Origin of the sequence: Azospirillum oleiclasticum, from assembly GCF_013423485.1 — a bacterium.
GTDB classification, from domain to species: Bacteria; Pseudomonadota; Alphaproteobacteria; order Azospirillales; family Azospirillaceae; genus Azospirillum; species Azospirillum oleiclasticum.
In genome coordinates this window covers 229168-253553 of the sequence record NZ_JABFFR010000003.1, presented here as the reverse complement: position 1 = coordinate 253553, position 24386 = coordinate 229168, and the positions used below count along the sequence as shown (strand labels likewise).

Annotated in this window: 22 protein-coding genes and 2 riboswitches; of the genes, 14 read left to right on the top strand and 8 right to left on the bottom strand. The window is 67.4% G+C overall.

Features of this window, described 5'->3' with window-relative positions:
- Positions 1–55 precede the first annotated feature (55 nt).
- Positions 56–502, top strand: a complete 447-nt coding sequence (locus HL658_RS06250; protein WP_246337344.1) for a septal ring lytic transglycosylase RlpA family protein — start codon at positions 56–58, stop codon at positions 500–502.
- A gap of 30 nt (positions 503–532) precedes the next feature.
- Here HL658_RS06250 and HL658_RS06245 read toward each other — a convergent pair whose 3' ends face one another.
- The 4 genes from HL658_RS06245 to HL658_RS06230 all read right to left on the bottom strand — a co-directional run bounded on the left by HL658_RS06245 (position 533) and on the right by HL658_RS06230 (position 4034).
- The gene (locus tag HL658_RS06245) at positions 533–2053 is read right to left on the bottom strand and encodes an ATP-binding cassette domain-containing protein (protein WP_180281061.1); all 1521 of its coding nucleotides are present in this window, start codon (positions 2051–2053) and stop codon (positions 533–535) included.
- The gene (locus HL658_RS06240; RefSeq protein WP_180281060.1) at positions 2053–3189 is read right to left on the bottom strand and encodes a hypothetical protein; all 1137 of its coding nucleotides are present in this window, start codon (positions 3187–3189) and stop codon (positions 2053–2055) included. The genes HL658_RS06245 and HL658_RS06240 overlap by 1 nt, the downstream gene beginning before the upstream one ends.
- Before the next feature lie 59 nt (positions 3190–3248).
- On the bottom strand, positions 3249–3551 hold the full coding sequence (gene fliN, locus HL658_RS06235; protein WP_180281059.1) for a flagellar motor switch protein FliN: 303 nt from the start codon (positions 3549–3551) through the stop codon (positions 3249–3251).
- 144 nt (positions 3552–3695) lie between these two features.
- Entirely contained in the window at positions 3696–4034 is a 339-nt protein-coding gene (locus HL658_RS06230) for a PepSY domain-containing protein (protein ID WP_211109666.1), read from the bottom strand.
- 74 nt (positions 4035–4108) lie between these two features.
- Here HL658_RS06230 and HL658_RS06225 point away from each other — a divergent pair, with 74 nt between their 5' ends.
- Positions 4109–4465, top strand: coding sequence for a PepSY domain-containing protein (locus HL658_RS06225; protein WP_180281058.1), 357 nt, complete (start codon positions 4109–4111; stop codon positions 4463–4465).
- Positions 4462–5127 (top strand): response regulator transcription factor, encoded by a 666-nt coding sequence (locus tag HL658_RS06220; RefSeq protein ID WP_180281057.1) that lies wholly within the window; start codon positions 4462–4464, stop codon positions 5125–5127. The genes HL658_RS06225 and HL658_RS06220 overlap by 4 nt, the downstream gene beginning before the upstream one ends.
- A gap of 100 nt (positions 5128–5227) precedes the next feature.
- Here the strand turns inward: HL658_RS06220 and HL658_RS06215 are convergent, their stop codons facing one another.
- From HL658_RS06215 to HL658_RS06205, 3 genes are read right to left on the bottom strand one after another with little or no spacing between them, the layout of a single operon-like run.
- The gene (locus HL658_RS06215; protein WP_180281056.1) at positions 5228–7552 is read right to left on the bottom strand and encodes an FIST N-terminal domain-containing protein; all 2325 of its coding nucleotides are present in this window, start codon (positions 7550–7552) and stop codon (positions 5228–5230) included.
- Between the two features lie 50 nt (positions 7553–7602).
- Positions 7603–9045, bottom strand: coding sequence for a nucleotidyl cyclase domain-containing protein (locus HL658_RS06210; protein ID WP_180281055.1), 1443 nt, complete (start codon positions 9043–9045; stop codon positions 7603–7605).
- Positions 9046–9056: 11 nt separating this feature from the next.
- Positions 9057–9452, bottom strand: coding sequence for a response regulator (locus tag HL658_RS06205; RefSeq protein ID WP_180281054.1), 396 nt, complete (start codon positions 9450–9452; stop codon positions 9057–9059).
- A 196-nt stretch (positions 9453–9648) separates the two neighbouring features.
- On the opposite strand from HL658_RS06205, the gene HL658_RS06200 reads away from it, so the two are divergent.
- Positions 9649–11043: a sensor histidine kinase gene (locus HL658_RS06200; RefSeq protein ID WP_180281293.1), complete on the top strand. Its 1395-nt coding sequence runs from the start codon at positions 9649–9651 to the stop codon at positions 11041–11043.
- A 24-nt stretch (positions 11044–11067) separates the two neighbouring features.
- On the opposite strand, the gene HL658_RS06195 is transcribed toward HL658_RS06200, so the two are convergent.
- On the bottom strand, positions 11068–11874 hold the full coding sequence (locus HL658_RS06195; RefSeq protein WP_180281053.1) for an alpha/beta hydrolase: 807 nt from the start codon (positions 11872–11874) through the stop codon (positions 11068–11070).
- A 283-nt stretch (positions 11875–12157) separates the two neighbouring features.
- Between HL658_RS06195 and HL658_RS06190 the strand changes: the two genes are divergently transcribed.
- The 10 genes from HL658_RS06190 to HL658_RS06145 all read left to right on the top strand — a co-directional run bounded on the left by HL658_RS06190 (position 12158) and on the right by HL658_RS06145 (position 24287).
- Entirely contained in the window at positions 12158–14512 is a 2355-nt protein-coding gene (locus HL658_RS06190) for a sensor histidine kinase (protein ID WP_246337372.1), read from the top strand.
- A 47-nt stretch (positions 14513–14559) separates the two neighbouring features.
- Positions 14560–14976, top strand: a complete 417-nt coding sequence (locus tag HL658_RS06185; RefSeq protein ID WP_180281051.1) for a putative toxin-antitoxin system toxin component, PIN family — start codon at positions 14560–14562, stop codon at positions 14974–14976.
- On the top strand, positions 14973–15218 hold the full coding sequence (locus tag HL658_RS06180) for a toxin-antitoxin system HicB family antitoxin (protein ID WP_180281050.1): 246 nt from the start codon (positions 14973–14975) through the stop codon (positions 15216–15218). The genes HL658_RS06185 and HL658_RS06180 overlap by 4 nt, the downstream gene beginning before the upstream one ends.
- 133 nt (positions 15219–15351) lie before the next feature.
- Positions 15352–16449, top strand: a complete 1098-nt coding sequence (locus HL658_RS06175) for a hypothetical protein (protein ID WP_180281049.1) — start codon at positions 15352–15354, stop codon at positions 16447–16449.
- Between the two features lie 226 nt (positions 16450–16675).
- A riboswitch (cobalamin riboswitch) is annotated at positions 16676–16871 on the top strand.
- Positions 16872–17534: 663 nt separating this feature from the next.
- Entirely contained in the window at positions 17535–18578 is a 1044-nt protein-coding gene (locus HL658_RS06170; RefSeq protein WP_180281048.1) for a cyclase family protein, read from the top strand.
- A gap of 85 nt (positions 18579–18663) precedes the next feature.
- Positions 18664–18855: riboswitch (cobalamin riboswitch) on the top strand.
- Between the two features lie 159 nt (positions 18856–19014).
- Positions 19015–20892 (top strand): TonB-dependent receptor plug domain-containing protein, encoded by a 1878-nt coding sequence (locus tag HL658_RS06165; RefSeq protein WP_180281047.1) that lies wholly within the window; start codon positions 19015–19017, stop codon positions 20890–20892.
- Between the two features lie 10 nt (positions 20893–20902).
- Positions 20903–21676, top strand: coding sequence for an ABC transporter ATP-binding protein (locus HL658_RS06160; protein WP_180281046.1), 774 nt, complete (start codon positions 20903–20905; stop codon positions 21674–21676).
- A complete protein-coding gene (gene cobU, locus HL658_RS06155; protein ID WP_180281045.1) occupies positions 21673–22188 on the top strand; it encodes a bifunctional adenosylcobinamide kinase/adenosylcobinamide-phosphate guanylyltransferase in 516 nt (171 codons plus the stop codon). Before HL658_RS06160 ends, cobU begins: the two co-directional genes overlap by 4 nt.
- 12 nt (positions 22189–22200) lie before the next feature.
- A complete protein-coding gene (gene cobO, locus HL658_RS06150) occupies positions 22201–22812 on the top strand; it encodes a cob(I)yrinic acid a,c-diamide adenosyltransferase (protein WP_180281044.1) in 612 nt (203 codons plus the stop codon).
- Positions 22812–24287 (top strand): cobyric acid synthase, encoded by a 1476-nt coding sequence (locus HL658_RS06145; RefSeq protein WP_180281043.1) that lies wholly within the window; start codon positions 22812–22814, stop codon positions 24285–24287. The genes cobO and HL658_RS06145 overlap by 1 nt, the downstream gene beginning before the upstream one ends.
- The last annotated feature ends 99 nt before the right edge of the window (positions 24288–24386 follow it).

The window sequence follows — 24386 nt, the reverse complement described above, 5'->3', positions numbered from 1 at the left end:
CGCGTGCGTTCGTCGTGTCAACCGTGCCGTTGGGCACACCACGATGGAGACAAGCATGCCGGGCCGAATGACCACGCCCGTCCGTTCGATCGTCGCCGGCCTTTCGTTGGCGCTTATGTTGATAACTCCCGCCTTTGCCGACGATGAACCCGCGTTCGAGCAGACGGGGCGCGCATCCTGGTACGGGCCCGGCTTCCACGGCAAGAAGACCGCCAGCGGTGAGCGTTTCGACCAGAACGACCTGACCGCGGCGCACCGCACCCTGCCGCTGGGCAGCGAGGTGACGGTGAAGAATCCGGAGAACGGCCGCGAAGTCGAGGTCCAGATCAACGACCGCGGCCCCTACGTGAAGGGGCGGGTCATCGACCTGTCGAGCAAGGCCGCCGACCATCTCGGCATCAAGGACGACGGCACCGCGAAGGTGAAGATCGAGGCGACCGAGGAACAGCTCGCCGCCGCTAAGAAGGACGACGAGCAGACCGCGGAGAACAGCGAGCGCTGACGCGGAAGGGCGGCCGCAGCCGCCCCACCGTCAGAACTGGAAGATTCCCACGATGGCGTGGACGAACAGGGTGATCGACACGCCGGCGATGATGCTCTCGGCGATGGCGTAGTTGATCGCCACGACCGAGTCCTTCTTGCGCAGCCCGATGACGATGGCGGCCAGTCCGGCGACGACCGAGCTGGTCACCGTCTTCACCAGCACCCACACCAGATCCATGGTCACATGCGGGCCGCCGTTGAGGAAGACGCGGAAGAAATTCTCGCGGAACAGCTCCGACGACTGTCCGGGAAACAGCAGGTGCCAGGTTTGCAGCGACGTCCAGGCGGCTGTCGACATGCTGACCGCCATCAGCACCACCGACGCGAACACCATGTTCAGCAGGACCGAGCCGATCAGATAGGCCATGGCAGGGATGCGCAGGTTCGCCATGGCGCGGAACTGGCTGGACAGCACGCGGTTGCCGAGGTCGGCGGCGATGATCGCGTTGTTGCGCGCCACCACCAGGATGCCGGTGATCAGCGGCACGGCGACCGTCACCTGGATGAGGCCAAGCCCGACCAGCGTCTCGTCGTGCAGCAGCGACTTCAGGTAGCCGCCGAAGGAGTGATAGTTGAAGCCGAACCAGATCTCCACGAAGCCCACGATCATGCCGCCGATCGCCACATACATCAGCATCAGCGGCGAGGCGCAGAGCACCCAGAAATACTCCAGGAAATAGCGGCTGAACCAGTGGCCTCGGCTGGCCGAGGGCAGGCGGCCTTCCCAGGGGGCGGCGGACGGCTCGGCTGTCGCGGGCCCGTCCGACACGCGCGATGCCGACGGGTCGAGGGCCAGAAGCTCCCGCTCGATCGCGTCCAGCGACGGCTCGACCGCGCGCAGGCAGCGGTTGCGGGTGTCCAGCAGCAGGACGCGATCCGCTTCCGGCAGCAGATCCTCCACATGGTGGGCGACGATGACGGCGGGCTTGCCCATGCGCTTGCAGATGTCGCGCACCATGCCCGCCAGCGCCCGCGAGGAGCGGATGTCGAGGCCGGAGTTCGGCTCGTCGAAGAACAGGATGGGACGGTTGGCGAGCAGGGTGCGCGCGATCGCCACCCGCTGCTGCTGGCCGCCGGAGCAGGAACTGACCGGCTTGTCCGCCGCCACGTCCGGCAGCAGGGACGTCGCCAGCGTGCGCAGCTCGCCGTCGGTTGCGGGCGCATGATCGGCGGCGATGCGCAGGTTTTCGCCAGCCGTCAGGTCGTCGAACAGCGCGTTGTCCTGGAACACCAGACCGCCGACGTCGCTGCGCTCACGCGACAGGTCGAGATGGCGGCCGCCGCAATCCAGCGTGCCGGTCACCCGCCAGCCGCCGGCCTTGGCGTCGGGCAGGCCGGACAGCAGGTTGATGATGGTCGATTTGCCCGACCCCGACGGCCCCACCAGCAGCACGATCTCGCCGGCTCCGATGTCGAAGGAGGCGTTCTCCACCAGCGTGGTGCCGCCCGGCGCCACGATGGTCAGGCCGCGGAGCGACAGGATGGGCTTTTCAAGCACGGCGGTGGTCATCAGCGGGCCTCCCGCACGAGGGTGACGGGAGCAAGCGGGTCGATGACGGCGACGCGGTCGCGGTCCTTGGCGGTCATGTGGATCACGACATGGCTGCTGATGCCCCGTGCCTGCATCTTGAAGATGTCGGCGGCGAGCGAGTTGAGGTCGGCGTGTTCGTCCAGCCGCGCCAGCGTGCGCGGCACCGCCCGCGCCAGCGTCAGCGCCGGGTCGCCCAGCGGCTCCAGGTAAGCGGACAGGCGTCCGTCCTGCATCATGCGGCCGATGGTGTCGGCCAGCCGCGGGTCGTTGCGCAGGTTGTGCAGGAATTCACCGCCCAACCGCTCGGCCAGCAGGCGCATCTGGTGGGTGCCGGCCAGGATCGCCAGCATGCCGGCCATGCCGTCGCGCACCCGCCGGTCGGCGATGGCGCCGCTGACCGCGTTCTCCAGCGGCTTCAGGTCGAGCCGGAAGTCGGAGAACACGTCGATGATGTTCACGGCGTTGGTCCGCACCGCCTGCCACAGGGCGGGCTGCAACCGCTCCACCAGCGCCGGCCGCAGGTCGTCCGCCGCCACCTGCCGCAGCATCGGGTCGGCCACCTGGAGCAGATCGGCGAAGGCCGCCTGAACCGGAGGCGACGCCCACGCGGCGGTGGCCGCCGTCCGGATGGTGTCCTCGATGACCGGCTTGTATTCCGTGTCGAACACCGGCGAGTTCACCGCGCCATCGATGGCCGCGCCGAGCGCCCGGATGAAGCCGCGCGCGGTGTTGCGCAGCTCCTCCCGCTCCGCCTCGGTCGCCAGCACCCACAGCGAGCGGACGCTGGCCGGCATCAGCACCGCTTCCGGCACGGCGGCGGATTCGCGGCGGCCGTCGTAACGGGAGAGCTGGAGGCGCCCCTCGCCGTCCACATAGGCCTGCCCGCTGCGCACGGCGCGGCCGTCGGGCTGCACGTCGTAGACCGGCAGCTTGACGCCGGGCTTCATCCCGACCACCGGCTGCGGCGTGCTGTAGACCGCGGTGACGTCCGGCAGCCCGGCCATGAAGGGAAAGACGGAGGCGGCGGCGGCACCGGCCCCCACGAGCAGCAGGGCCGAGGCCCAGGTGGCGGCCCGGCGGCTGCCGGCGAGCCGGCGCAAACGGTCGGCGATCACGAAGGCTCCATCATGGTCGGACAGGCATGGGGCGGGTGGGATCGGGGCGGGACTCGGCGTCAGCGCTTCCACTCGCGGTTGGATTTGATGAAGTCGGACAGGGTCACGCCGATCTTGTCGTCGACGATGACCACCTCTCCACGCGCCACCAGCACCCCCTCCACATACACGTCGGTAGGGTCCTTCAGATGGCGGTCCAACTCCACCACGGCGCCGCGGCCGAGTTTCAGCAGATCGCGGACACGGAGCTGGGCGGTGCCGATGACCACCTTGATCTCGACCGGCGCATCGCCGATGGCGAAGGAGCCGGTGCCGTCCATTCCGGACGAGGCCGAACCCAGCAGGTCGTCGATGTCGGTCATCCCAATTCCCCGGCCAGTTCCCCGGATCGCGCGGTCGCGCAGGCGCTACCCCGAAGGTCTATACCTTTAACCATGATTGGGCAATGCCGACGCGCGGCGCCCCTTGCTTGTCGCAAGCGGTGCCGCGCTCCGGACCGGAAGGGCTCAGTCGCGTTCCTGCTTCAGGATGGCGCCGGTGCGGTCGTCGATGTCCAGTTCCATGCGCACGCCGTCGGCGCCGCGCGCCTTCACCTCGTACTTGCCGCGCTCGTGCTCGATCTTGGTGATGTCACGCCAGCCCTCCCGGGTCAGCCGGTCCATCACCTCCTGGATGGTCAGCACGGGCGCGGTCGCGGCGGCGGGCCCCTGCGGGGCGGGTGCCGACTGCTGGGCCAGGGCGGCGCTCCCGGCGGCCAGGGTGCCGGCGATCAGCAGGGCGGCGGCGATGGTCTTGCGGTTCATGGTGATGTCCTTTTCCGTTGTCGTCGTCGATGGCAGGATCATGGGGGAGCGCCCCTGAACCGCACCTGAACGGTGCGTTCAGCCTGCGTTCATCGGGTTTGGCGCCATATGGGACCATGACGAGGAACCGAAACCGCCCCTTCCTGGCCGTGGCCACCGGCGTGGCCCTGACGCTGGCTGGCCCTGCGGGATCCGTCCGGGCCGACGACCATGACCGCGCGCGCGCCGGCGTGCAGAGTGGCGAGCTGCTGCCGCTGCGCGCCGTGCTGGACCGGGTGGAGCGTGACTTCGTGGGCCGCGTGCTCGACGTGGAGCTGGAGGAGGAGGACGGCGCCGCCGTGTACGAGATCGAAATCCTGGCGTCCGGCGGCCGCAAGATCGAGCTGGTCTACGACGCCCGCAGCGGCCGGCTGCTCAAGGCCAAGGGCCGCGACCTGGAGTCCGCGCGGCGCAAACCGGGAGCGCCGCCATGAGGGTCCTCGTGGTCGAGGATCAGATGGCGCTGCGCCGGCAGGTCGCGGCTGCGCTGGCCGCGGAGGGCTACGCGGTCGACGAGGCGGCCGACGGCACGGACGGCGAGTTCCGGGGCGCGACCGAGCCCTACGACGCGGTGGTGCTCGACCTCGGGCTGCCCGGCCGCGACGGGCTGTCGGTGCTGCGCGCGTGGCGGGCCGGCGGGCGCGCCATGCCGGTGCTGATCCTGTCCGCCCGCGGCGTCTGGCACGAGCGGGTGGAGGGCATCGACGCCGGGGCCGACGACTATCTGGTGAAGCCCTTCCGGATGGAGGAGCTGCTGGCCCGCGTGCGGGCGCTGATCCGGCGCAGCGCCGGCCACGCCGCGGCGGAGCTGACCTGCGGCACCGTCACGCTGGACACCCGCAGCGGCCGGGTGACGGCGAACGGCGCGCCGGTGACGCTGACCGCGCACGAGTACCGGGTGCTGGCCTACCTGATGATGCACCGCAACCGGGTGGTGTCGCGCAGCGAGCTGACCGAGCATGTCTACGCCCAGGATTTCGACCGCGACAGCAACACCATCGAGGTGTTCGTGGCGCGGCTGCGCAAGAAGCTGGGGACGGAGGTCATCCGCACCGTGCGCGGGCTGGGTTACACGGTCGGGAGTGAGGCTGCGTAAGCCGGAACCGCCGCTGCTGGAGGACACCGACACGGCCGCCGGACGTGTGGCCGTATGTCTGCGGAAGCAGTGCCTCTCGAAAGTCCGTCTGAATCAGGGTTCAAACCGCGGGCAGCAGGATGCGGACGGTGGTTCCCTGTCCGACGGTGCTTTCGGCAGACACATGACCACCCCAGTCGGCGACGAGACCATGGACCATGGCAAGTCCCAGCCCGGTGCCCTGGCCGACCGGTTTGGTCGTGAAGAACGGGTCGAAGGCACGCTCCAGTGTCTGGGCGTCCATGCCGCAACCGGTGTCGCGGACGGACAGCATCGCGTACCATCCTTCGGCATACTCCGGTCCCCCCGCTGCACCTTCCGCCAACCACACCTTGTCAAGGGCGATCTCCACCAGACCCTGGGTGTCCGCGATGGCGTCGATGGCGTTGCTGACGAGGTTGATCAACACCTGGACGACGCCGGTCTCGTCGGCGTGGACAAGCACATCGTCGACGCGGACGTGCCAGTCGATGGACACCCGACGTCCCCCGATGATATTCACCATGTCGGCGGCGTTACGAACCGCCGCGGCCAGTGGCAACGTGTGTGGCGTTCTCCAGTCGGCGCGGCTGAAGGTCAGCACCTGCTTGGTGAGGCGTTGAGCCCGCTGCGCCGCGGTGATCACGCAGGCAAGGTTCCGGTGCGCCGTGCTGCCCTCGGGCAGGTCATCCATGGCCAGTTCGGTGAGCCCGATGATGGGTTGCAGCATGTTGTTGATCTCATGGGCAAGCCCGCCGGCCAGGCAGCCCAGCGATTCGAGCTTGCGCTCATGTTGGCGCTGGGCTTCGTGTTCCATGCGCCGTTCCGCGGCCACCCGGCGCGCCTCGGCGATGCGCAGTTCCTCTTCCCGGGTGCCCAACGCTTCGGCCACGCTCTCCCGCTCGGTGGTGATCCGCTGGACCGCCGCGAGCAGGTCGATCACCGTCGTGGTCAGGACCCCCATGCCGTCCGCGGCCCCCCGCTCGGCGCAGGTCGTGATCTGAGCAACCGCGCCGGACAGGGTGGCCGTGGCGTCCGCCTGGGTCATCAGCGTCTGGATGAGACGCTGCCTGATTCGGTTCAGCATGCCCAACCGATTGTGGCGTGCCTTGCTGAAGGAGCTCTGATACCGGGCGTAATGCACGGGGAAGCGGTTGGTGTACTCGTCGTGGAAGCCGCCGGGCATGTCCGCGTCGAAGAAGAAGAGTGCGGTCAGCGTCTGATTGATGTGGATGCCCAGCAACTCGCCGAAGGTCGAAAAGCCGGCCAGGGGGATGCCTCCGAACCCGGTCAGGTCGGGCAGATACGGCGTGTTGTTGATCCGACGCAGAATGCAGTCGTTCAGAATGCCGCCGATCGGCTTTGGCTTCCCCTTCAAAAAGGCGGCGAAGTCGGCCTCGGTTTGTCCAACGAAGTCGGTCGCCTTGACCAGGAACAACTCGTCCCCCGGATGAACGTCGCAAAAGAAACTCACGGCACCGTCCTTCGGATCGATGCCCGAGACGGAGCGCACAAACAGCTCGCCATCCAGATCGATGGCGAAGGTGTAGGATCTCAACTTGTCACCCAGGTCCTTCGGGCGGCACTCCAGCGCTGTGCACAGCGCGTCGACGAAGCCAACCACCTCGAAGCTGTCGGGGTTGATGACCCGGGTTGCCCGGCGGCGGACCGGATCACCGTCGAGGACGGTGAAGGACACGCCCGTTTTTTCGAAGTTCTGGGTCTTGAAGACGCCATACCGCTTGCCGGGGGCGAGCTTGATGAAGGCGATGACGGCATGGTTTTCGCGCACCTGTTGTCCATCGAAGATCCAGGTGTGACGGAAGTCGAATGTTCCGCCCGCCGACCCGCCGACAAACAGGATCGGGAAGCTCCCGGTCGCGTACACCGCCTCCATGAAGCAGCTTTCGCTTGCCGACAGGCCATCGATGAACGCGAGGGCGAGGGTATCGCGGCAATCGAGGGGGAAGGGCGGCCTGACCGTTGCGAGGTCCTGGGCAATGGCGTCCACACGCTGCTCGTCACTCAGCGTGATGGCACCGGACCGGATGTCCTCGCTGTGCAGCGGGACGACGTGCACGCTGACGTTCCGGAGCAGCTCACGGCTGAAGGATTCGAGCACGATGTTGTCCCAGGCGCCCTCCGACGGACCATAGAGCCCGCCCGGGTGACCGGAGCACAACTCCCCGGCGGTGGACATCAACACCAGACGCTGATCCGGGTCCAGGATCCCACGTATCGCGGCCGCCACGTCCGGAAAGTCCAGGTGGGGTGAAACGAACCCGACGACGAGAGCCGGCGGAACGCCGTCGAACGCGAGTTCCGCCAGCCGGCTGCGGCTGATGTCTCGGGAGGCGATCGCGAGCGTCCGGATCGCGGCGACGGGCTGCCGATCGGCCGAGGGCATGGCGGGTCTCCCCTTCGTTGGCGGTCTCGTTCTCGTCTGGCGCCGGACCATCAGCCCGGTCGTTTGGAACCGCGCAGGAACAGATCCTGCCAGCCAAAGTGCAGCATGTGCTGCGGCACCTCCTCGGTACGGCCAACGCGGTCGCCGGCAATGAAGGTGAAGCCGGCGGCCCGGGCTGCGATGGCCAGACTCGTGGACGTGATTCCGGCGACGCAGGATTGCAGGCCGGCCCGCTCGGCCGCGGCGACAAAGCTGTTCAGCTCCTCCATCGTGCGCGCCTCGGCACCACGGTCGGCGTTGACCAGCGTGCTGACGCCCGTGAGCCCGGTGCCGACGAGAAGCGTGAAGTTCGGCTGCCTCACGTCGACCCGCAGGAAGGTCCGGCGACCGAACGGCCGCAGTTCATTGACCAGTTCCGTCATGCGGCCGTTCGGCACCCCGTCCGGAAAACGGAGGAATTCGAAGGAGAGGAACTGTCGCAGATAGGTGGGCACCGACTGGCACAGGCCGATGTATTCCTGACGCGATCGCCGCGCCGCCAGCGTCTCGAAACACACCGGCACCGAGACCATGAGCCGGAATTTGTTGCAAAACAGCTCGTCCAGGGTCTCCACCGTGTTGGTCAGGAAATCCATGTCCGCTGCAGCCAGGCGTTGCGGATCGGAGATCGACGCCAGGGCGGCGACGCCTTCCACCGACGTGCCGTCCGGGAAGAGCCGCACGGGCGTGCACATGTAGGTCGAGATCACTTGCCGCCTGACATCCCAGACCGGCCGGAACATGGTGTCGATGCGCTCGAACGCCTGGGACGCGAGCTGCAGTTTGCGCGGTTCCGCCGGAGTGGTGGCGGAGACTCCCGCCCCGTCGCGCGCCGCCTCGGGTAGTGGGGCAGCCGATTCCGACGGTACCTGGCGCTCGCGTTCAAGCTCACGAAGAAGATCGGCCGCCGATACCTCCTCATAGAGGAGCCGGCCATCCACCACCCCCACGGCCGTCGAGATGGTGACCTCGCTCAATTCCGGCTCACCGAGGAACAGACGGTGGAGCTCCTCGGCAACCTTGGCGCAGACCAGGGTCGCCGCTTGTCTGTTGAGGGCCGCGAAGACGATGATGTACTCGCCGTCCCCGTTGCGGAACTGCACATCCCGGGGACCGATGGCCTGGTTGATGAGACGATCCGCCGCAGCGTGGACGCGGTCGCGCAGCCGCGGCCAGGAGTCACCGAGGCGCTTCCGCAGGTTCGCAAAATTGATCAAGTGGATGCGCCCGGCCGACAGGAGCTGCGGGTGGGTCAGCAGCTCCTTGAGGCGGCGTTCGAGCGACAGCGTGCTCTCCGCGTCCCGGGGAAGCGCGGTGTCCACCAGCTCCCGGTGGGACTCGACCGGCGCCCGTCGGGACTCCGCCGGGGACGACGATGAATCGTCATCGGCAAACCAGCCGCGGAGCTTTTCTGAGAGCGATGCTTTGGGCATTCGGTCTTCGTCCTTGAGCATGGATCGGTCGATCAACCGGCCTGAGAGGCCCCCGTCGAGACGCGCGGCAGACAGTGGGAGATGGCGTCGAGCAGTTGGATCCGCGTGAACGGCTTTTCCAGAATGTGGTCGGCGCCCATTTGCTCGGCGACATTCAGCAGTTCCAGCGCATGACTCCGGCCGCCACCGGAGATGGCGATGATCTTCACCCGCGACGAGATTCTGCGAATGTTCATGATCGTGCTGATCCCATCGGAGCGCGGCATGATCAGGTCGCACACCACAAGCTCCACCGGGCGGGTGGCGAACAAACGCAACCCCTCTTCTCCATCCGACGCTTCGAGTATGTCAAACCCCTGGCGTTCGAGCATTTGGCGCAATGCCAATCGCACCATGCTTTCATCGTCGATGATGAGCGCAGATGGCATTGTTCGCCTCCTATAAGTTTTATATCTATTTTCGTGTCTTTATCCACGATAGGCCGGCGATGTTGCTGATTTGTTAACAGTAGAAATATAATGAAGTAGGCGCAATCATAAGTAATTTTCAGTCGTATACGCGCACGTCTGTTGCTCCGAGTTGCGCTCGCTGCCTGTTTCGGGCACCTGGAGTGGGAAGGTGCCGATGGTCGGGGTGGACGAGGCGAAGGGGCGTGAGGTGGAAGGTGGGCACGTGAAGGCGCGGGCGTCGCTCGGCGCGCGGCTGCTGGTCGGTGCCGCGGTGTGGATCACGCTGGCGCTGGCGCTGGCTGGCAACGTGCTGGACGGGCTGTTCCACCGCCATGTCGAGGCGGAGCAGGCGCGCCGCATGGGCGACCATCTCGACGACCTCGTCGCCGCCCTGACCGTGGTGGACGGCCGCCCGGTGCTGACGCGGGAGCCGACCTACCCGCTGTTCCACCGGCCCTATTCCGGACTCTACTGGCAGGTGGTCCCGCCGCAGGGCGCGCCGCTGCGCTCGCGCTCCCTGTGGGACGCGGCGCTCGACCTGCCGCCGGCGCCAGCGGACGGGGAGGTGCACGCGGCGGCGCTGCCCGGCCCCGACGGGCAGCGGCTGAGCGTGTGGGAGCGCAGCGTCGCGCTGGCCGATCTGGCCGCCCCCGTGCGCATCGCGGTGGCGGTGGACGATGCCGATGTCGGCGCCGCCAAAGCGGCCTTCGGCCGCACCCTCACCCTGTCGCTGGTGGTGCTCGGCGCCGGGCTGCTGGCGGCGGCGGCGGCGCAGGTGGTGCTGGGGCTGCGGCCCCTGCGCGGCATGCGCCGCGATCTCGCCGCCGTGCGGACGGGGCGGGCGGAGCGGCTGGGCGGTCGCTACCCGGCGGAGGTGCAGCCGCTGGCCGATGACCTGAACACGGTGCTGGACGGCAAGGCGGTGCTGCTGGAGCGCGCCCGCACCCAGGCCGGCAATCTGGCGCACGCGCTGAAGACCCCGCTGTCGGTGCTGGCGAACGAGGCCGACGCGCTGGCCGCCCGCGATCCCGAGCGCGCCGACCGGCTGGCCCGCGAGGTGGCGCGCATGCGGCGGCAGGTGGAAATCCATCTGGCGCGCGCCCGCGCCGCCGCCACCGCCGGCTCATTGGGCGAGGCGACGGCGGTGCGTCCGGTGGCCGACGCGCTGGCCCGCACGCTGGGCCGGCTGCACGCCGGGCGCGGCGTCGTCCTCGCCGTGGATGGAGCGCCCGCGCTGTTCCGCGGCGAGGTGCAGGACCTTCAGGAGATGCTGGGCAACGTCATGGACAACGCCTGCAAATGGGCGGCGTCCCGCGTGGCCGTCACCGTCATGGCACCTGCCGGCGCGCGTTTCGCCGTGCATGTGGACGACGACGGCCCCGGCCTGCCGCCCGACCGCCGCGACGACGTGCTCGGCCGCGGCGTGCGGCTCGACGAGCGGGTGGACGGCAGCGGCCTCGGCCTTGCCATCGTGCAGGAGCTGGCCGGCCTGTACGGCGGCGGCGTGGCGCTGGCGGAGTCGCCCATGGGCGGGCTGCGCGTGACGCTGACGCTGCCGGCGGGTGGCTGACGGCTGGAGGTCGATGGCCCGCCGTTACGCTGCGCGGGCGGCGAGCGTCGCGGACAACCAGCCGTCGATGGTCTTCGCCACATCCTCCCACCCCGGCTCCAGCATCATGGCGTGCGCCATGCCGGGGAACAGGGTGGCGGTGGTGCTGAGGGCGCGGGCGGTCATGCGCACCTGCTCCGGCGGGATCAGCAGGTCCTCCTCGGCACCCAGCACCAGGATCGGGATCGACGGCGGTGGCAGGGGCGGGAAGGGCGACCAGGCCAGCATCTCCATCAGCACGCGGCGCGATTCGGATTGCAGCAGCGGCACGAACCGTTCCATCTCCGCCGGGTCCATGCGGTCGGAGAACAGGGCCGGGCGGATCTCCTCCAGATCCACATGCTCCTTGCCCAGCGTCAGCAACACCGACATCTGCGCCAGCACGCGCGGGTGCCGGGCGGCGAGGCCCAGGGTGGACTGCCACAAACCCTGCGGCGGGGCCGAGGCCATCAGCACCGCGGCCGGAGCCGCGCGCCGCAGCAGCACGCGCTGCACCACCATGCCGCCCATGGAATGGCCGATCAGCACCGGCGGACGGTCCAGCCCGTCCATGGTGCGCAGCACATCGTCCACATAGTCGGCGAGGCTGTGCCAGGCGAGACAGTCGTGACCGTCGCTGCCACCGTGGCCGCGCAGCGAGACGGCGTGCGCCTCCCACCCGCGGGCGGCGAACCACGGCAGGACATGCATGTCCCAGATGGCGGCCCCACAATAGGCGCCGTGGACGAACAGCAGCGGGATCGGGCGGGCCGGTCCGGCCGGCCGGCGGGTGATGATTTCGAGAGAGGTCATGGGCGGGCGCCATCCCCGGATGCAGGGTCGTTTTGTCGGAAAGAATGTTGCGATGCCGCGGCTTGTCAACCGCCGCGAAGCATCGGCCGGATGATGCAAAAGTTCGGAACTTCCGCTACCTTGCGGACGCGGGGCGCGCGGGGTGCCGCGCGTCCGGGGGCGGGAGGCGGCGCAAGCGCGATGGTGACCGACGGTACGGCGTCGCGACCGGTCCCTGCAACCGCCCCTGTCCTTTGACGGCGCGCCCGGCATGAGCGCGGGTGAAAGCTCCGGTTTGATCGCGATGCCCCGCGGCGGCATCGCCGCGCGGCTCTGGCTGTGGGCGCGCTCGATCCGCTCCATCCCCGTGGGGCGGCGCATCTTCCTGATGGTGGCGCTGAACGGGTTGGTGATGGCGGTGTTCGGCGGCCTGATCATCGGCGGCGCCGGGATCGTCCAGACCCAGTGGGAGGAGGTGCGCAGGGCGCGCGCGCTCGACCGGCTGTTCGTCGGCATCGACAGCGACATCGGCCGGCTGCAGAACCTCGTCCACCGCTACCTGCACACCCCCACCGAGCCGCTGCTGGTGGAGATCGACGGGCGGCAGAAGGCGCTGCTCGACAAGCTGGCGGCGAGCGGCGCGCCAGACCCGGAGATCGCCGGCGACGTGTCCAGGCTGACCGCCGCGTCCAACCGCTTCTTCGGCAGCTTCGACGCGCTGCGCGACATCAAGACCCGGCTGCGCCGCACCTACGACATGGCGATCCTGAACGCCGGTGCGGAGATGCCGGTGCTCTACACCACGCTGGAGGCTGCGGCGCGGGAGCGCAATCCGGCGATGCTCGGCCATCTCGGCAAGGCGCGCGAGGCCTTCGCCGACGCTCTGCTGGCCGCCACCGCCTTCTACCTGTCGGCGGACGAGGCCTCCGCCGACCGGGCGGAGCGCAACCTGGACACCATCGTCGCCTCCATCCCGCGCATGCGCGCCATGGCCCACGACTCCGTCCTGGACGGCGCGCTCGACGCCATCGCCCGCCGGGTGGAGCTGCTGCGCCAGGCCATGTCGGTGATGCGCCACAGCATCGAGCGGCAGAACCGGCTGGTCATCGACGAGGTGGACGGCGGCCAGCGGGCCATGGCCTCGATCATCGACCGGCTGCTGTCCCACGTGCGCCAGCGCGAGACGGAGGCGGAGCGCCGGTTCGACAACGCCATCTGGCGGGTCGGCGTGCTGCTGGGCGTGACGGGACTGCTGTTCCTGACCGCCAGCGCCGCGGTGTCCTGGCTGATCGGGCAGAGCATCCGCCGGCCGCTGCGCAGCCTGATGGAGGCGATGCGGGCGATCGCCGGCGGCGACTACAGCCGCCCCATCCACGGCACCGCGGTGACCGACGAGATCGGCGCCATGGCCCGCTCGCTGGAGGTGTTCAAGGACAACGCCATCGCCAAGCAGGCGATGGAGCGCGAGCGCGAGGTGCAGGAGCGGCGCTGGCGCACGATGCTGGAGACCAGCCCCGTCGGCATCTCCATCATCTCCGCCCACGACCACAGGCGGCTCTACTCCAACCCGCGCTTCAACGCGATGTTCGGGCTGGTGGGGTCGAACGCCGTGCTGGGGGTGCCCATCGCCGACACCTTCGCCGATCCCGCCGACGCCCGCCGGCTGCTCGACGCGCTGCGCACCGACGGTCCGGTGAGCGGCATGGAAGTGCTGCGCCGGCGCGCCGACGGCACCACCTGGTGGTGCCTGCTGGACGTGCGGCCGATGGAGTTCGACGGCGGCCCGGCGCACATCGTCTGGCACTACGACATCACCTTCCGCCGCAACGCTCAGGAGGAGCTGCGCGCCGCCAAGGAGCGCGCCGAGCGCGCGCTGGTCGAGCTGCGCGAGATGCAGGAGAGCCTGATCCAGTCGGAGAAGATGGCCGCGCTGGGCAGCCTCGTCGCCGGCGTGGCGCACGAGATCAACACCCCCGTCGGCATCACCGTGACCGCCGCCAGCCATCTGGCCGACGAGACCGCCTCGCTCCGCGCCTGCCTGGAGAGCGGCAACATCCGCCGCAGCGAGCTGAACCGCTATGTGGCGGTGGCGGAGGAGGCGTCGCAGCGCCTGCTCGCCAACGCCCACCGGGCGGCGGAGCTGATCCAGAGCTTCAAGCAGGTGGCCGTGGACCAGACCCGCGACGACCGCCGCGTGTTCGACCTCGGCCAGTACATCAACGAGATCCTGGTCAGCCTCGGCCCCCGCCTGCGCCCGGTCGGCCACACGGTGCGGGTGGACTGCCCCGAGGAGCTGGAGGTCGACGGCTACCCCGGCCCGGTCGCCCAGGTGATGACCAACCTCGTCATGAACTCCCTGGTCCACGCCTTCGAACCCGGCCGCCGCGGCGCCATCACCATCACCGTCGGCCAGGGCCCCGACGACGAGGTGGTCCTGACCTACGCCGACGACGGCAAGGGCATCCCCCCCGACATCCTGCCCCGCATCTTCGACCCCTTCTTCACGACGAACCGGACAGGCGGCGGCACCGGGCTGGGGCTGAACATCGTCTACAACATCGTCCAGCAGAAGCTGCGCGGGCGAATCGGCGTGGAAAGCGTGCCGGGGCAGGGGGCGCGGTTCACGGTGCGGTTTCCGAGGCGGATGGGGGAGGGGTGACCCTGTTCTTGCCCCGTGCCACGAACATCACATAAGGTGGCACAATGATGAGGATCGTCCTCGACACCGATGTGATGTTCGCGGCCTTCCACAGCGGGGGCGGGGCGTCACGCCAACTTCTGCTGGAGTTGCTGGACGGCAAGGCCCATCTGCTGCTTTCGACCACGTTATTGGTGGAGTACGAAGCGGTGCTGACCCGGCCGGGCAATCTTGCGAAGTTCGGGATCGGTGAGGCGGACGTGCTTGCGGTGCTGGACGACCTCGCCGCCATCGGCACGCTCGTGGTGATCCACAACCGGTGGCGCACGGCGACCGCCGATCCCGATGATGTGCTGGTAGCCGCGATCAACGGCAGCGCGGACGTGATCGCCAGTTTCAACCTTGCCGACATGCGCGTCGGCGCCGCATCCTTCGGCATCGCCGTCGAGCGCCCGAGAGACGTGTTGAGGAGACTGCGCCAATGAGCACCTTCCCCTTGCGCCTCCCCGACGACCTGGAGAAGCAGGCCGCCGCCCAAGCGGAAGCCGCCGGCGTCAGCCTGAACCAGTACATCACCACCGCCCTCGCCGCCCGCGTCGGCGCGCAGGCGGAGGCCGAGCGGTACTTCGCTGCCCGCGGGGCGCGGGCCGTTCGCGGGCGGGCTAAGGAGATCCTGGCGCGGTCGGGGGTGGGGATTGCGCCGCGAGAGGATGATGAGCGTGCCTAAGGTGCCAATCAGAGGCGGTTTGGAGTCGGGGTTGATCAGTTGCTTCAGTACGCCACATAAGGATTTTGGTAGCCGCTCTTGGTCAAGGGTAGACATTGCACAGCTTTCTTGAGCATCCGAAGCGAGGCTAAAAATGGCTGAAAAACTCGGTTTTGTTAAGAAACAAAAAGAAGTCACCAAAACTTCAAGCCCATTTATCCCTTTTGAATTCGACCCCTTGGTTTCAGAAATTGATGGAGCGCACCTTTTTTATTCGAAGATTGCGGATGGAGTCCAAGTTAACTGGCCTCTTGCTGGATGCGATATAGTCCTTCCAGAAGGAGATTACTTTCCAAATCTTTCTAAGATTGAAGAGCGCAATAAAAATAACTTCAAGGCGCACGGATTTACCGGCTTCAGCATTGGTAATTATCACGAATTTTTTATTAATTCTGAACAGAGAAATTTTGTATGCTTTAAATCCGGAGAGCTAGAAATTACTTTTGGAACTGCTACTCCTATCGCTGCCATAGTATTTCAATCTCATTATAAAGAGAGATATTATGGAGAATGGAGTATGATTGAAAGCGTACGAATCGTTGGCGCTGACTTCGACGAGGCGGAGCAGGCGTTTATAAATTCTTGTATATATTTTGAGGAACATTTCAGATACGTTCCTGAGTTGCTAGCGATCAATGAGGCGGAAATCGGCAGTTTGGACGAGTGCGCTGACGGCTCTGATTGCGAGATAATTAAAGTACCGCCAATTGTATCAAATATAGAACCGCTGCGATTTTTCTATAGTGGCTTGGTTCAGTATGATGATATGTCAGCATGCATATATTTTTATAGAGTAATTGAATACTATTCTTTCTTTGAAAACGCTAATCAAATAAAAGGAATGAGAAATGACCACAATATCAGTGACGCAGATTTTTCGAAGCGAATAGTTGATCTTTTGTCAAAAGATGAAAAAGCGACAATATTTAAGACAATCAATAAAATAGTAGATAAAGACATTTTGGACGAAGCTTGTTCCCATGGCGTTATCAAATCGCCCCAAGAGAACTTGCTCAACGAAGCCATATACGCTCTAAGAAATTCTATTGTTCATGGTAAATTTAGTTATGGATATACGTTGCGGTCAGGTTCAGCGATCGAGATCGACGCGTTTATTCTATCTTGTAGAAAAATTCTGAAGACTTTGGCGAAGAGGGCATTGGAGAGATTCGGATCAAAAAAAATAATATAATCATTCTCCGAGAAATAATCGGAATTTTTTAAAAATGATTATTTTTGCAACTAATTCTAAATAAAAATTAATTATAAATAAAATTGCTAGCTCTAGCAATTCTAAATATTAATTCTAGTATATTTACTGTAGCAGGCGCAGTGTAAGTAGATAATCTATCCCATGACAAATCCGACTCAAGTGGTTTACAGAAATAGAACTATCCCTTACCCCGCCATCCTGCGCTACCATCCTCCCCAAGCGTGGCTCGCGAGTGGATGAAGTGGGAACGCGGTACAGACTTCGGCCCCAAGTCATGAGCCGTAGTTGCCCGCGCAACTATAATTGCGGAGCGCTCCGCCAACACGCCGCTGAGAGACTGAGACGGTGGCAGAGCGCGGTGAGGCGCGAGCCGGGAGACCTGCCGCATTGCGCGTCGCGCCACCGCCGGGCGGGGTGTCCAGGTGGGACGGGTCTCCGTTGTGCGGTGACGTCACCATGGGTGGTCTGCCGTGCTGAGGACCCGATGCGGGGGCGCATCGTTGCGCCACCCTTGGGACCGCAACGCCGTCGACAGATACCACCCTTCCGGCCGACAAGGTCCGGACGATGGAGAGGTCCTGACTGATGCGGACGACGGCAAGGGCATCCCCCTATATCCCGCCACGCATCCTCGCCCCCGTCTTCACCACCGAACGCTCCGACCATCGTTCAACGTCAATTTTTTGGACAGCGACTGTTACGAATCAGTACACACCAACTCGTTGATTCCACGCATATCACCCGACCACCGACGCCGCGCCGTCCCGAATCAAGAACACGCACCCAACGCCCCCAACCGCCAACTCATTGAAAACCCAGCACCCCGATCCCTGGCCCGCCGCTTGCTTGGCGGCGGCCGAAATGTTGGTAATGCAAATGGTTCGGGGGGTTTGCGTTTGGCGCCGTGGCAGGATGCCGGCGGATTTGCGGGGTGCCGGGTCGAGGCGCCTTTCCCTCCACCTGCGGCCGCATTTTGCGGAGTGCCCTTCCGGACGGCGCGGGCCGGCCGGGGTCATCCGCGGCACTGGCAAGAACACGTTCCAAGAACCGATGGGAAGGTAGGCATGGAAACGCTCCGAACGATGATCCTGGCGACGGGTCTCCTGTTCCTTGTGGGGGAGGCTGCCGCTCAGGACGCGGGCATGAAGGCGTGGGTCAAGGGCAAGGGCTGGGGCTGGGTGTGGGGGCCGCAGGACGAGGTCGGGAACCTGAACGAGATGACCGACGCGTCCCGCCTGGCGGCGCTGCGGCTGGTCAGCCAGGGGAAGGCGTATGATCTCGGCCTTCCCTACGACCGCAACTCGTTCCGGTGGCCGGGGCACAGCCCCGCCGAAATCATCAGCTTCCGGTCGCCGCACGGCGTCAAGACCCAGAAGGATCTGCCCTTCACGACTCCCGAGGGCGGCAACGGCGGTGGCACGGCGTGGCACAGCAACGCCATCTTCATGAACGACAACGTGGCCACCCAGATCGACGGGCTGGGCCACATCACCCATGGTCCCGACAACCACTTCTACAACGGCTTCAAGGCCGACGAGTGGGGCGGTGACTTCGGGCTGCGGAAGACCGACGTGACGACCATCCCGCCGATCATCGCGCGTGGCGTGATGATCGACGTCGCGACGTACAAGAATGTCGAGGCCTTGCCCGGCGGTTACGAGATCACCGTCGCCGACCTCGAGGGCGCGCTCCGTGCCCAGAACGTCGATGTCACGCCGGGCAGCGTGGTCCTGGTGCGCACCGGCACCGCCCGTTATTGGGGCGAGAACGGCAGCGACCACGCCAAGCTCGCCGCGCATGACACGGCGGGAATCGGCTTGGCGGCGGCCAAATGGCTGGTCGAGCAGAAGGGGGCGCTGATCCTCGGATCGGACACCTCGAGCCTGGAGTACGGGCCGGCGAAGCCCGAGGATTCCCAGGCCTATGGCGGCAGCTTCGTTCCGGTCCACGTCTATCTGCTGGTGGAGCAGGGCGTGCACGTCATGGAATTCAACAACCTGGAGGGTCTGGCGGCCGACCGCGTGTACGAGTTCGCGTATTTCCTGACCACCAACGCGATCCGCGGCACCGTCGCCGGAACGGCGCTGCGGCCCGTGGCCATGCGCTGACCGCTTGTGCTGGAAGCGGGGGATATCGGCAGCGGTCGGACACGCAATCGGACGACACGCACCCTTGCCCCCGCCCCCATCCTGCGCTAACACCCTCCCCGACGGTTCCGCGAGAGCGGATGAAAAGGGAACGCGGTGCGGGCTTCGGCCCCATGCCGTGGCTGTCCCCGCAACTGTAGGCGCTGAGCGCTCCGCCATTACGCCACTGGGAAACTGGGAAGGCGGCGGGGCGCGGTGAGGCGCGAGCCAGGAGACCTGCCGTCGAGCGCGTCACGCGACCGCCGGGCGGGGTGTCCAGGTGGGACGGGGTTCCGTTGTGCGGTGACGCCACCATGGGTGGTGTGCGGTGCCATGCGGAGTTCGAGGATCGGATGCGCGGGCGCATCGTGGCGCCACCCCTGGGACCGCAACGCCGTCGTCAGGGACCACCCGTCCGATGCCACACACGCACCACCGTCACCGACTCCGTTCCCTCCTCCACGCCGGGGCCGCGCTCGCGGCGCTGGCGCCCGCGATCGCAGCCGCCCCAGCCGCCTTGGCCCAGGTGCTCGAAGCGCCGGAGGTGGTCGTCAGCGCAACCCGCATCGAAACGCCGCCGGAGAAGGTCGGCAGCTCCGTCACCGTCATCGACGGCCGCGACATCGAGCGGCGCGGCAAGAGCCAGCTTCTCGACGCGCTGCAGTCCGTGCCGGGCGTCACCATCACGCGCAACGGCGGGGTGGGGGCGACCTCGCAGATCCGGGTGCGCGGCGCCGATCCGGGGCAGACGCAGGTGCTGATCGACGGGGTGCAGGTCAACGACCCCTCCAGCAACGACAATTCCTTCAACTTCGACGCGCTGCTGGCCACCGGCATCGACCGCATCGAGGTGCTGCGCGGGCCGCAGAGCGCGCTCTACGGCAACGACGCCATGGGCGGCGTGGTGGACATCGTGACCAGCCGCGGGCGCGGGCCGCTGTCCGTGACCGGGCTGGCGGAGGCCGGCAGCCACCACAGCTACCGCGCCGCGGCCGGCGTCTCCGGCGGGACGGAGCGGGCGGGCTACGCGCTGAACGGGGCGTATCTGCGCACCGACGGCATCTCCCGCGTCGCCGACACCACGGAGGACGACGGCGCCAAGCAGCGGGCGCTGACCGGCAAGGCGGGCGTGGACCTGACCGAATTCTGGACGGTCGATGTGGCCGGCGGCATCTTCGACCTGCGCAGCGAGTATGATGGGTTCGGCTTCGACGCGCCCTATTTCGGCAAGCATGTCCTGCGCTACGGCAAGATGGACAACACCGTGAGCCTGTTCGGCGGGCGGATGGAGAACATCCTGTCGGTCTCCGTCGTGGACACCAGCCGCTCCTACGACGAGCCGGACGGCTTCATCCCGCGCAGCAACTACGACGGCACCCGCAGCACGCTGGAGTACCGCGCCAACATCCATGTGGACGAGGACGACACCCTCACCCTCGGCGCCCAGCGCAAGCTGGAGACGGCGCGCATCGTCAGCGACTATGGCGGCGGGGCCGTCGTGGATCTCGACCGTACCGTCGGCACCAACTCCTTCTACGGGCAGTACCTGTTCGGCTACGACGACCGGCTGTTCCTGACCTTCGGCGCGCGGCACGACGACAACGAGGATTTCGGCACGGAGAACACCGTCCGCGTCACCGCCGCCTATCTCCTGAAGGAGAGCGGGACGACGCTGCGCGGCAGCGTCGGCACCGGCGCCAAGGCGCCGACCCTCTACCAGCTCTACGCCCCCTACTACGGCAACGCGAACCTGCGCACCGAGCAGAGCGTCGGCGCCGACTTCGGCGTGGAGCAGGCCTTCTGGGGCAAGCGGGTGACGGCCGGCGTCACCGGCTTCTGGAACCGGTTCGAGGACCTGATCGCCTTCGACGACACTTACGTCAACATCGCCCGGGCCCGCACACTGGGCGTGGAGGTGGCCGTCGCCTACCGCCCCATCGACGCGCTGCGGCTGACCGGCACCTACACCTACCTCTATTCGGAGGATCTGGACACCGGCCGCGTGCTGCCGCGCCGCCCGCGCCATGCCGCCGCGCTCGGCGCCGACTGGCAGGCGACGGAGCGGTTGAACGTCGGCGGCGACCTGCGCTTCGTCGGGCCGCAGCTCGACAGCAACTTCTCCGACCGCGACAACGCCGCCTACACGGTGCTCGACGCCAACGTCTCCTACGCGCTGACCGACGGGGTGGCGGTGTTCGGGCGTATCGAGAACCTGTTCAACGCCGACTATCAGGAAACCTTGCAATACGACGCGCCCGGCCGTTCCTTCTTCGCGGGTGTCAGGGCGACATTCTGAGGCGAGGCTAATGACGCGCATCGAGGCCGACGGGTTGCGGGTCCGGCTGGGCGGGGCGGAGGTGCTGACCGGCGTCTCCGTCGCCGCCGCGGGCGGAGAGGTCGTCGGCCTCATCGGTCCCAACGGCAGCGGCAAGACCACCCTGCTCGGCGCGCTGGCCGGGCTGACGGTGCCGGAGGCCGGGCATGTCCGCGTGGATGGCGCGGCCATCGCGGCGCTGACCCCGACCGAACGGGCGCGGCGCATCGGCTATCTGGAGCAGAACCCGGTGGCGCACTGGCCGTTGGCGGTGGAGCGCGTGGCGATGCTCGGCCGTACCCCGCACCGTGCCGCCTTCCAGGGCGAGACCGACGGTGACCGGCGCATCGTGGCGCGGGCGCTGGAACGCTGCGGGGTGGCCGGCTTCGCCACGCGCGCGGTCAACACCCTGTCCGGCGGCGAACGGGCGCGGGTGATGCTGGCCCGCGCGCTGGCCGGGGAGCCGCGGATCCTGCTGGCCGACGAGCCGGTGGCGGGGCTCGACCCCTACCACCAGCTCCAGGTCATGGAGCTTCTGCGGGATCTGTCGCGGGAGGGGATGGCGGTCGTGGTGGTGCTGCACGACCTGTCGCTCGCCGTCCGCTTCTGCGACCGGCTCTGCCTGCTGGAGCATGGCCGCGTCGCGGCGTCGGGCGAGCCCTCCGCGGTGCTTGACGGCGGCACCGCGGAACGCGTCTTCGCCGTGGATCTGCGCCGCGGCGACGGCTGGGCGATCCCGTGGCAACGAAGGGGGGCGGCACCATGAGCCATCGCGTCACGCTGGTGCTGGGCGGTGCCCGCTCCGGCAAGAGCCGCCACGCGGAGGGGCTGGTGCGGGCGCTGCCGCAGCCCTGGATCTACGTCGCCACCGCCGAGCCGGGCGACGGCGAGATGGCGGACCGCATCCACCGCCACCAGCTCGACCGCGGCCCCGGCTGGACCACGGTGGAGGAGCCGCTGGACCTGCCCGGAGCGCTGCGCGTCCACGCGGGCGAGGGGCGGGCGGTGCTGGTGGACTGCCTGACCCTCTGGCTCTCCAACCTGATGTTCGCGGAGCGCGACATCGACGCGGCGACGGCCGAGCTTCTGGCGGCACTTGCCGACGCGGCCGGCACGGTGGTGCTGGTCTCCAACGAGGTGGGGCAGGGCATCGTGCCCGACAACGCGCTGGCCCGCGCCTTCCGCGACCATGCCGGCCGCATGCATCAGCGGGTTGCCGCGGCGGCCGACCGTGTGCTGTTCGTGGTGGCCGGCCTGCCGATGACACTCAAGGGATAAAAGGGACGGGACATGACCGACGACAGCGAGATCAACCAGCGCCACGCCGAGAAGATGCGCCGCCGCAAGGAGATGCAGGACCGGCTGGTGGCCTCCAAGACCATCGAGAAGGGGCTTCTCATGGTCCACACCGGCAACGGCAAGGGCAAATCCACCGCCGCCTTCGGCCTGATCCTGCGCGCCGCCGGGCATGGCATGCGGGTCGGGCTGATCCAGTTCGTCAAGGGCAACTGGAGCACCGGGGAGCAGTTCGCGCTCGACCGCTTCGAGGATCTGGTCGACCATTTCGTGATGGGCGAGGGCTTCACCTGGGACACCCAGGACCGCGAGCGCGACATCGCCGCGGCCCGTGCCGCCTGGGCCAAGGCGCAGGAGCTGATGGCCGATCCCCGCTACCGCCTGATCGTGCTGGACGAGCTGAACATCGTGCTGCGCATGGGCTATCTGCCCGTCGAGGAGGTGCTGGCCGGGCTGACCGCCCGCCGGCCTGACCTGCACGTTCTGGTCACCGGCCGCGGCGCCAAGCCGGAGCTGGTGGAGGCCGCCGACCTGGTGACCGAGATGAAGGGCGTCAAGCACCCCTTCGAGGCCGGGGTGAAGGCCCAGGCGGGGATCGAGTTCTGATGGCGGCCCGCGCGCTGATGCTCCAGGGCACCGGGTCGGACGTCGGCAAATCGCTGCTGGTGGCCGGGCTTTGCCGGGCCTTTCTGAGGCGCGGGCTGACGGTGCGGCCCTTCAAGCCGCAGAACATGTCCAACAACGCCGCCGTCACGCCGGACGGCGGCGAGATCGGCCGAGCGCAGGCGCTCCAGGCGCGGGCCTGCGGCGTGGCGCCGTCGGTCCACATGAACCCGGTGCTGCTGAAACCGCAGAGCGACGTCGGCGCGCAGGTGGTGGTGCAGGGACGCGTGCTCGGCACCGCGCAGGCCGGCGACTACCAGTCGCGCAAGGGCCGGCTGCTGGGCGCCGTGCTCGACAGCTTCGCCCGCCTGCGGGAGGACTGCGACCTCGTGGTGGTCGAAGGCGCCGGCAGCCCGGCGGAGGTGAACCTGCGCGCCGGGGACATCGCCAACATGGGCTTCGCCACCGCGGCCGGGGTGCCGGTGGTGCTGGTCGGCGACATCGACCGCGGCGGCGTCATCGCGTCGCTGGTCGGCACCCACGCGCTGCTGGAGCCGGAGGACCGGGCGCTGGTGCGCGGCTTCCTGATCAACAAGTTCCGCGGCGACGTGCGGCTGTTCGACGGCGGCCTGCGGGTGATCGGAGAGCGCACGGGCTGGCGCGGCTTCGGGGTGGTGCCCTGGCTGCGCGAGGCGGCGATGCTGCCGGCGGAGGACGCGGTGGCGCTCGACACCTGGCGGACGCGGGCCGGCGGCCCGATCCGCATCGCTGTGCCGATGCTGTCGCGCATCGCCAACTTCGACGATTTCGACCCGCTGGCGCTGGAACCGGAGGTGTCCCTGAGCATGGTGCCGCCGGGCAAACCTCTGCCGGGCGACGCCGACCTGATCGTGCTGCCGGGCAGCAAGGCGACCATCGCCGATCTGGCCTTCCTGCGCGCTCAGGGCTGGGACATCGACCTGCGCGCCCACTGGCGCCGCGGCGGGCGGGTGCTCGGCATTTGTGGCGGCTACCAGATGCTGGGCCGCCGAATCGCCGACCCCGACGGCATCGAGGGGCCGCCGGGCGAGGCCGAGGGGCTGGGGCTGCTCGCCGTCGATACGGTGATGAGCGGGCCGAAGGTGCTGACCGAGGCCGCCGGGCGCGAGCGCACCACCGGCGAGACGGTGCGCGGCTACGAGATGCACATGGGCCGCACCGACGGCCCCGACCGCGCCCGCCCCCTGCTGGATTTGGGGCTGGATCTGGCGGAGGGCACGGACGGTGCGGTGTCCGCCGACGGGCGGGTCGCCGGCTGCTACCTGCATGGACTGTTCGCGGCGGACGGCTTCCGCGGGGCCTTCCTGCGCGCGCTCGGCGGCACGGGCGGGGGGCTCGCCTACGACGGGACGGTGGAGCGGACGCTGGACACTCTGGCGGAGCGGCTGGAGGCGTGCGTGGATGTGGCGGGGTTGCTGGAGGCAGTGGCCGGTGACTAGTTTCCACTCTAAAACCACTTGACGTTCCTAAGCATACTTCTTAAGAAAATCAAAATTCTATGCACAAAAAATTACTGTACGTTGTGCGCAGTTTGAAAA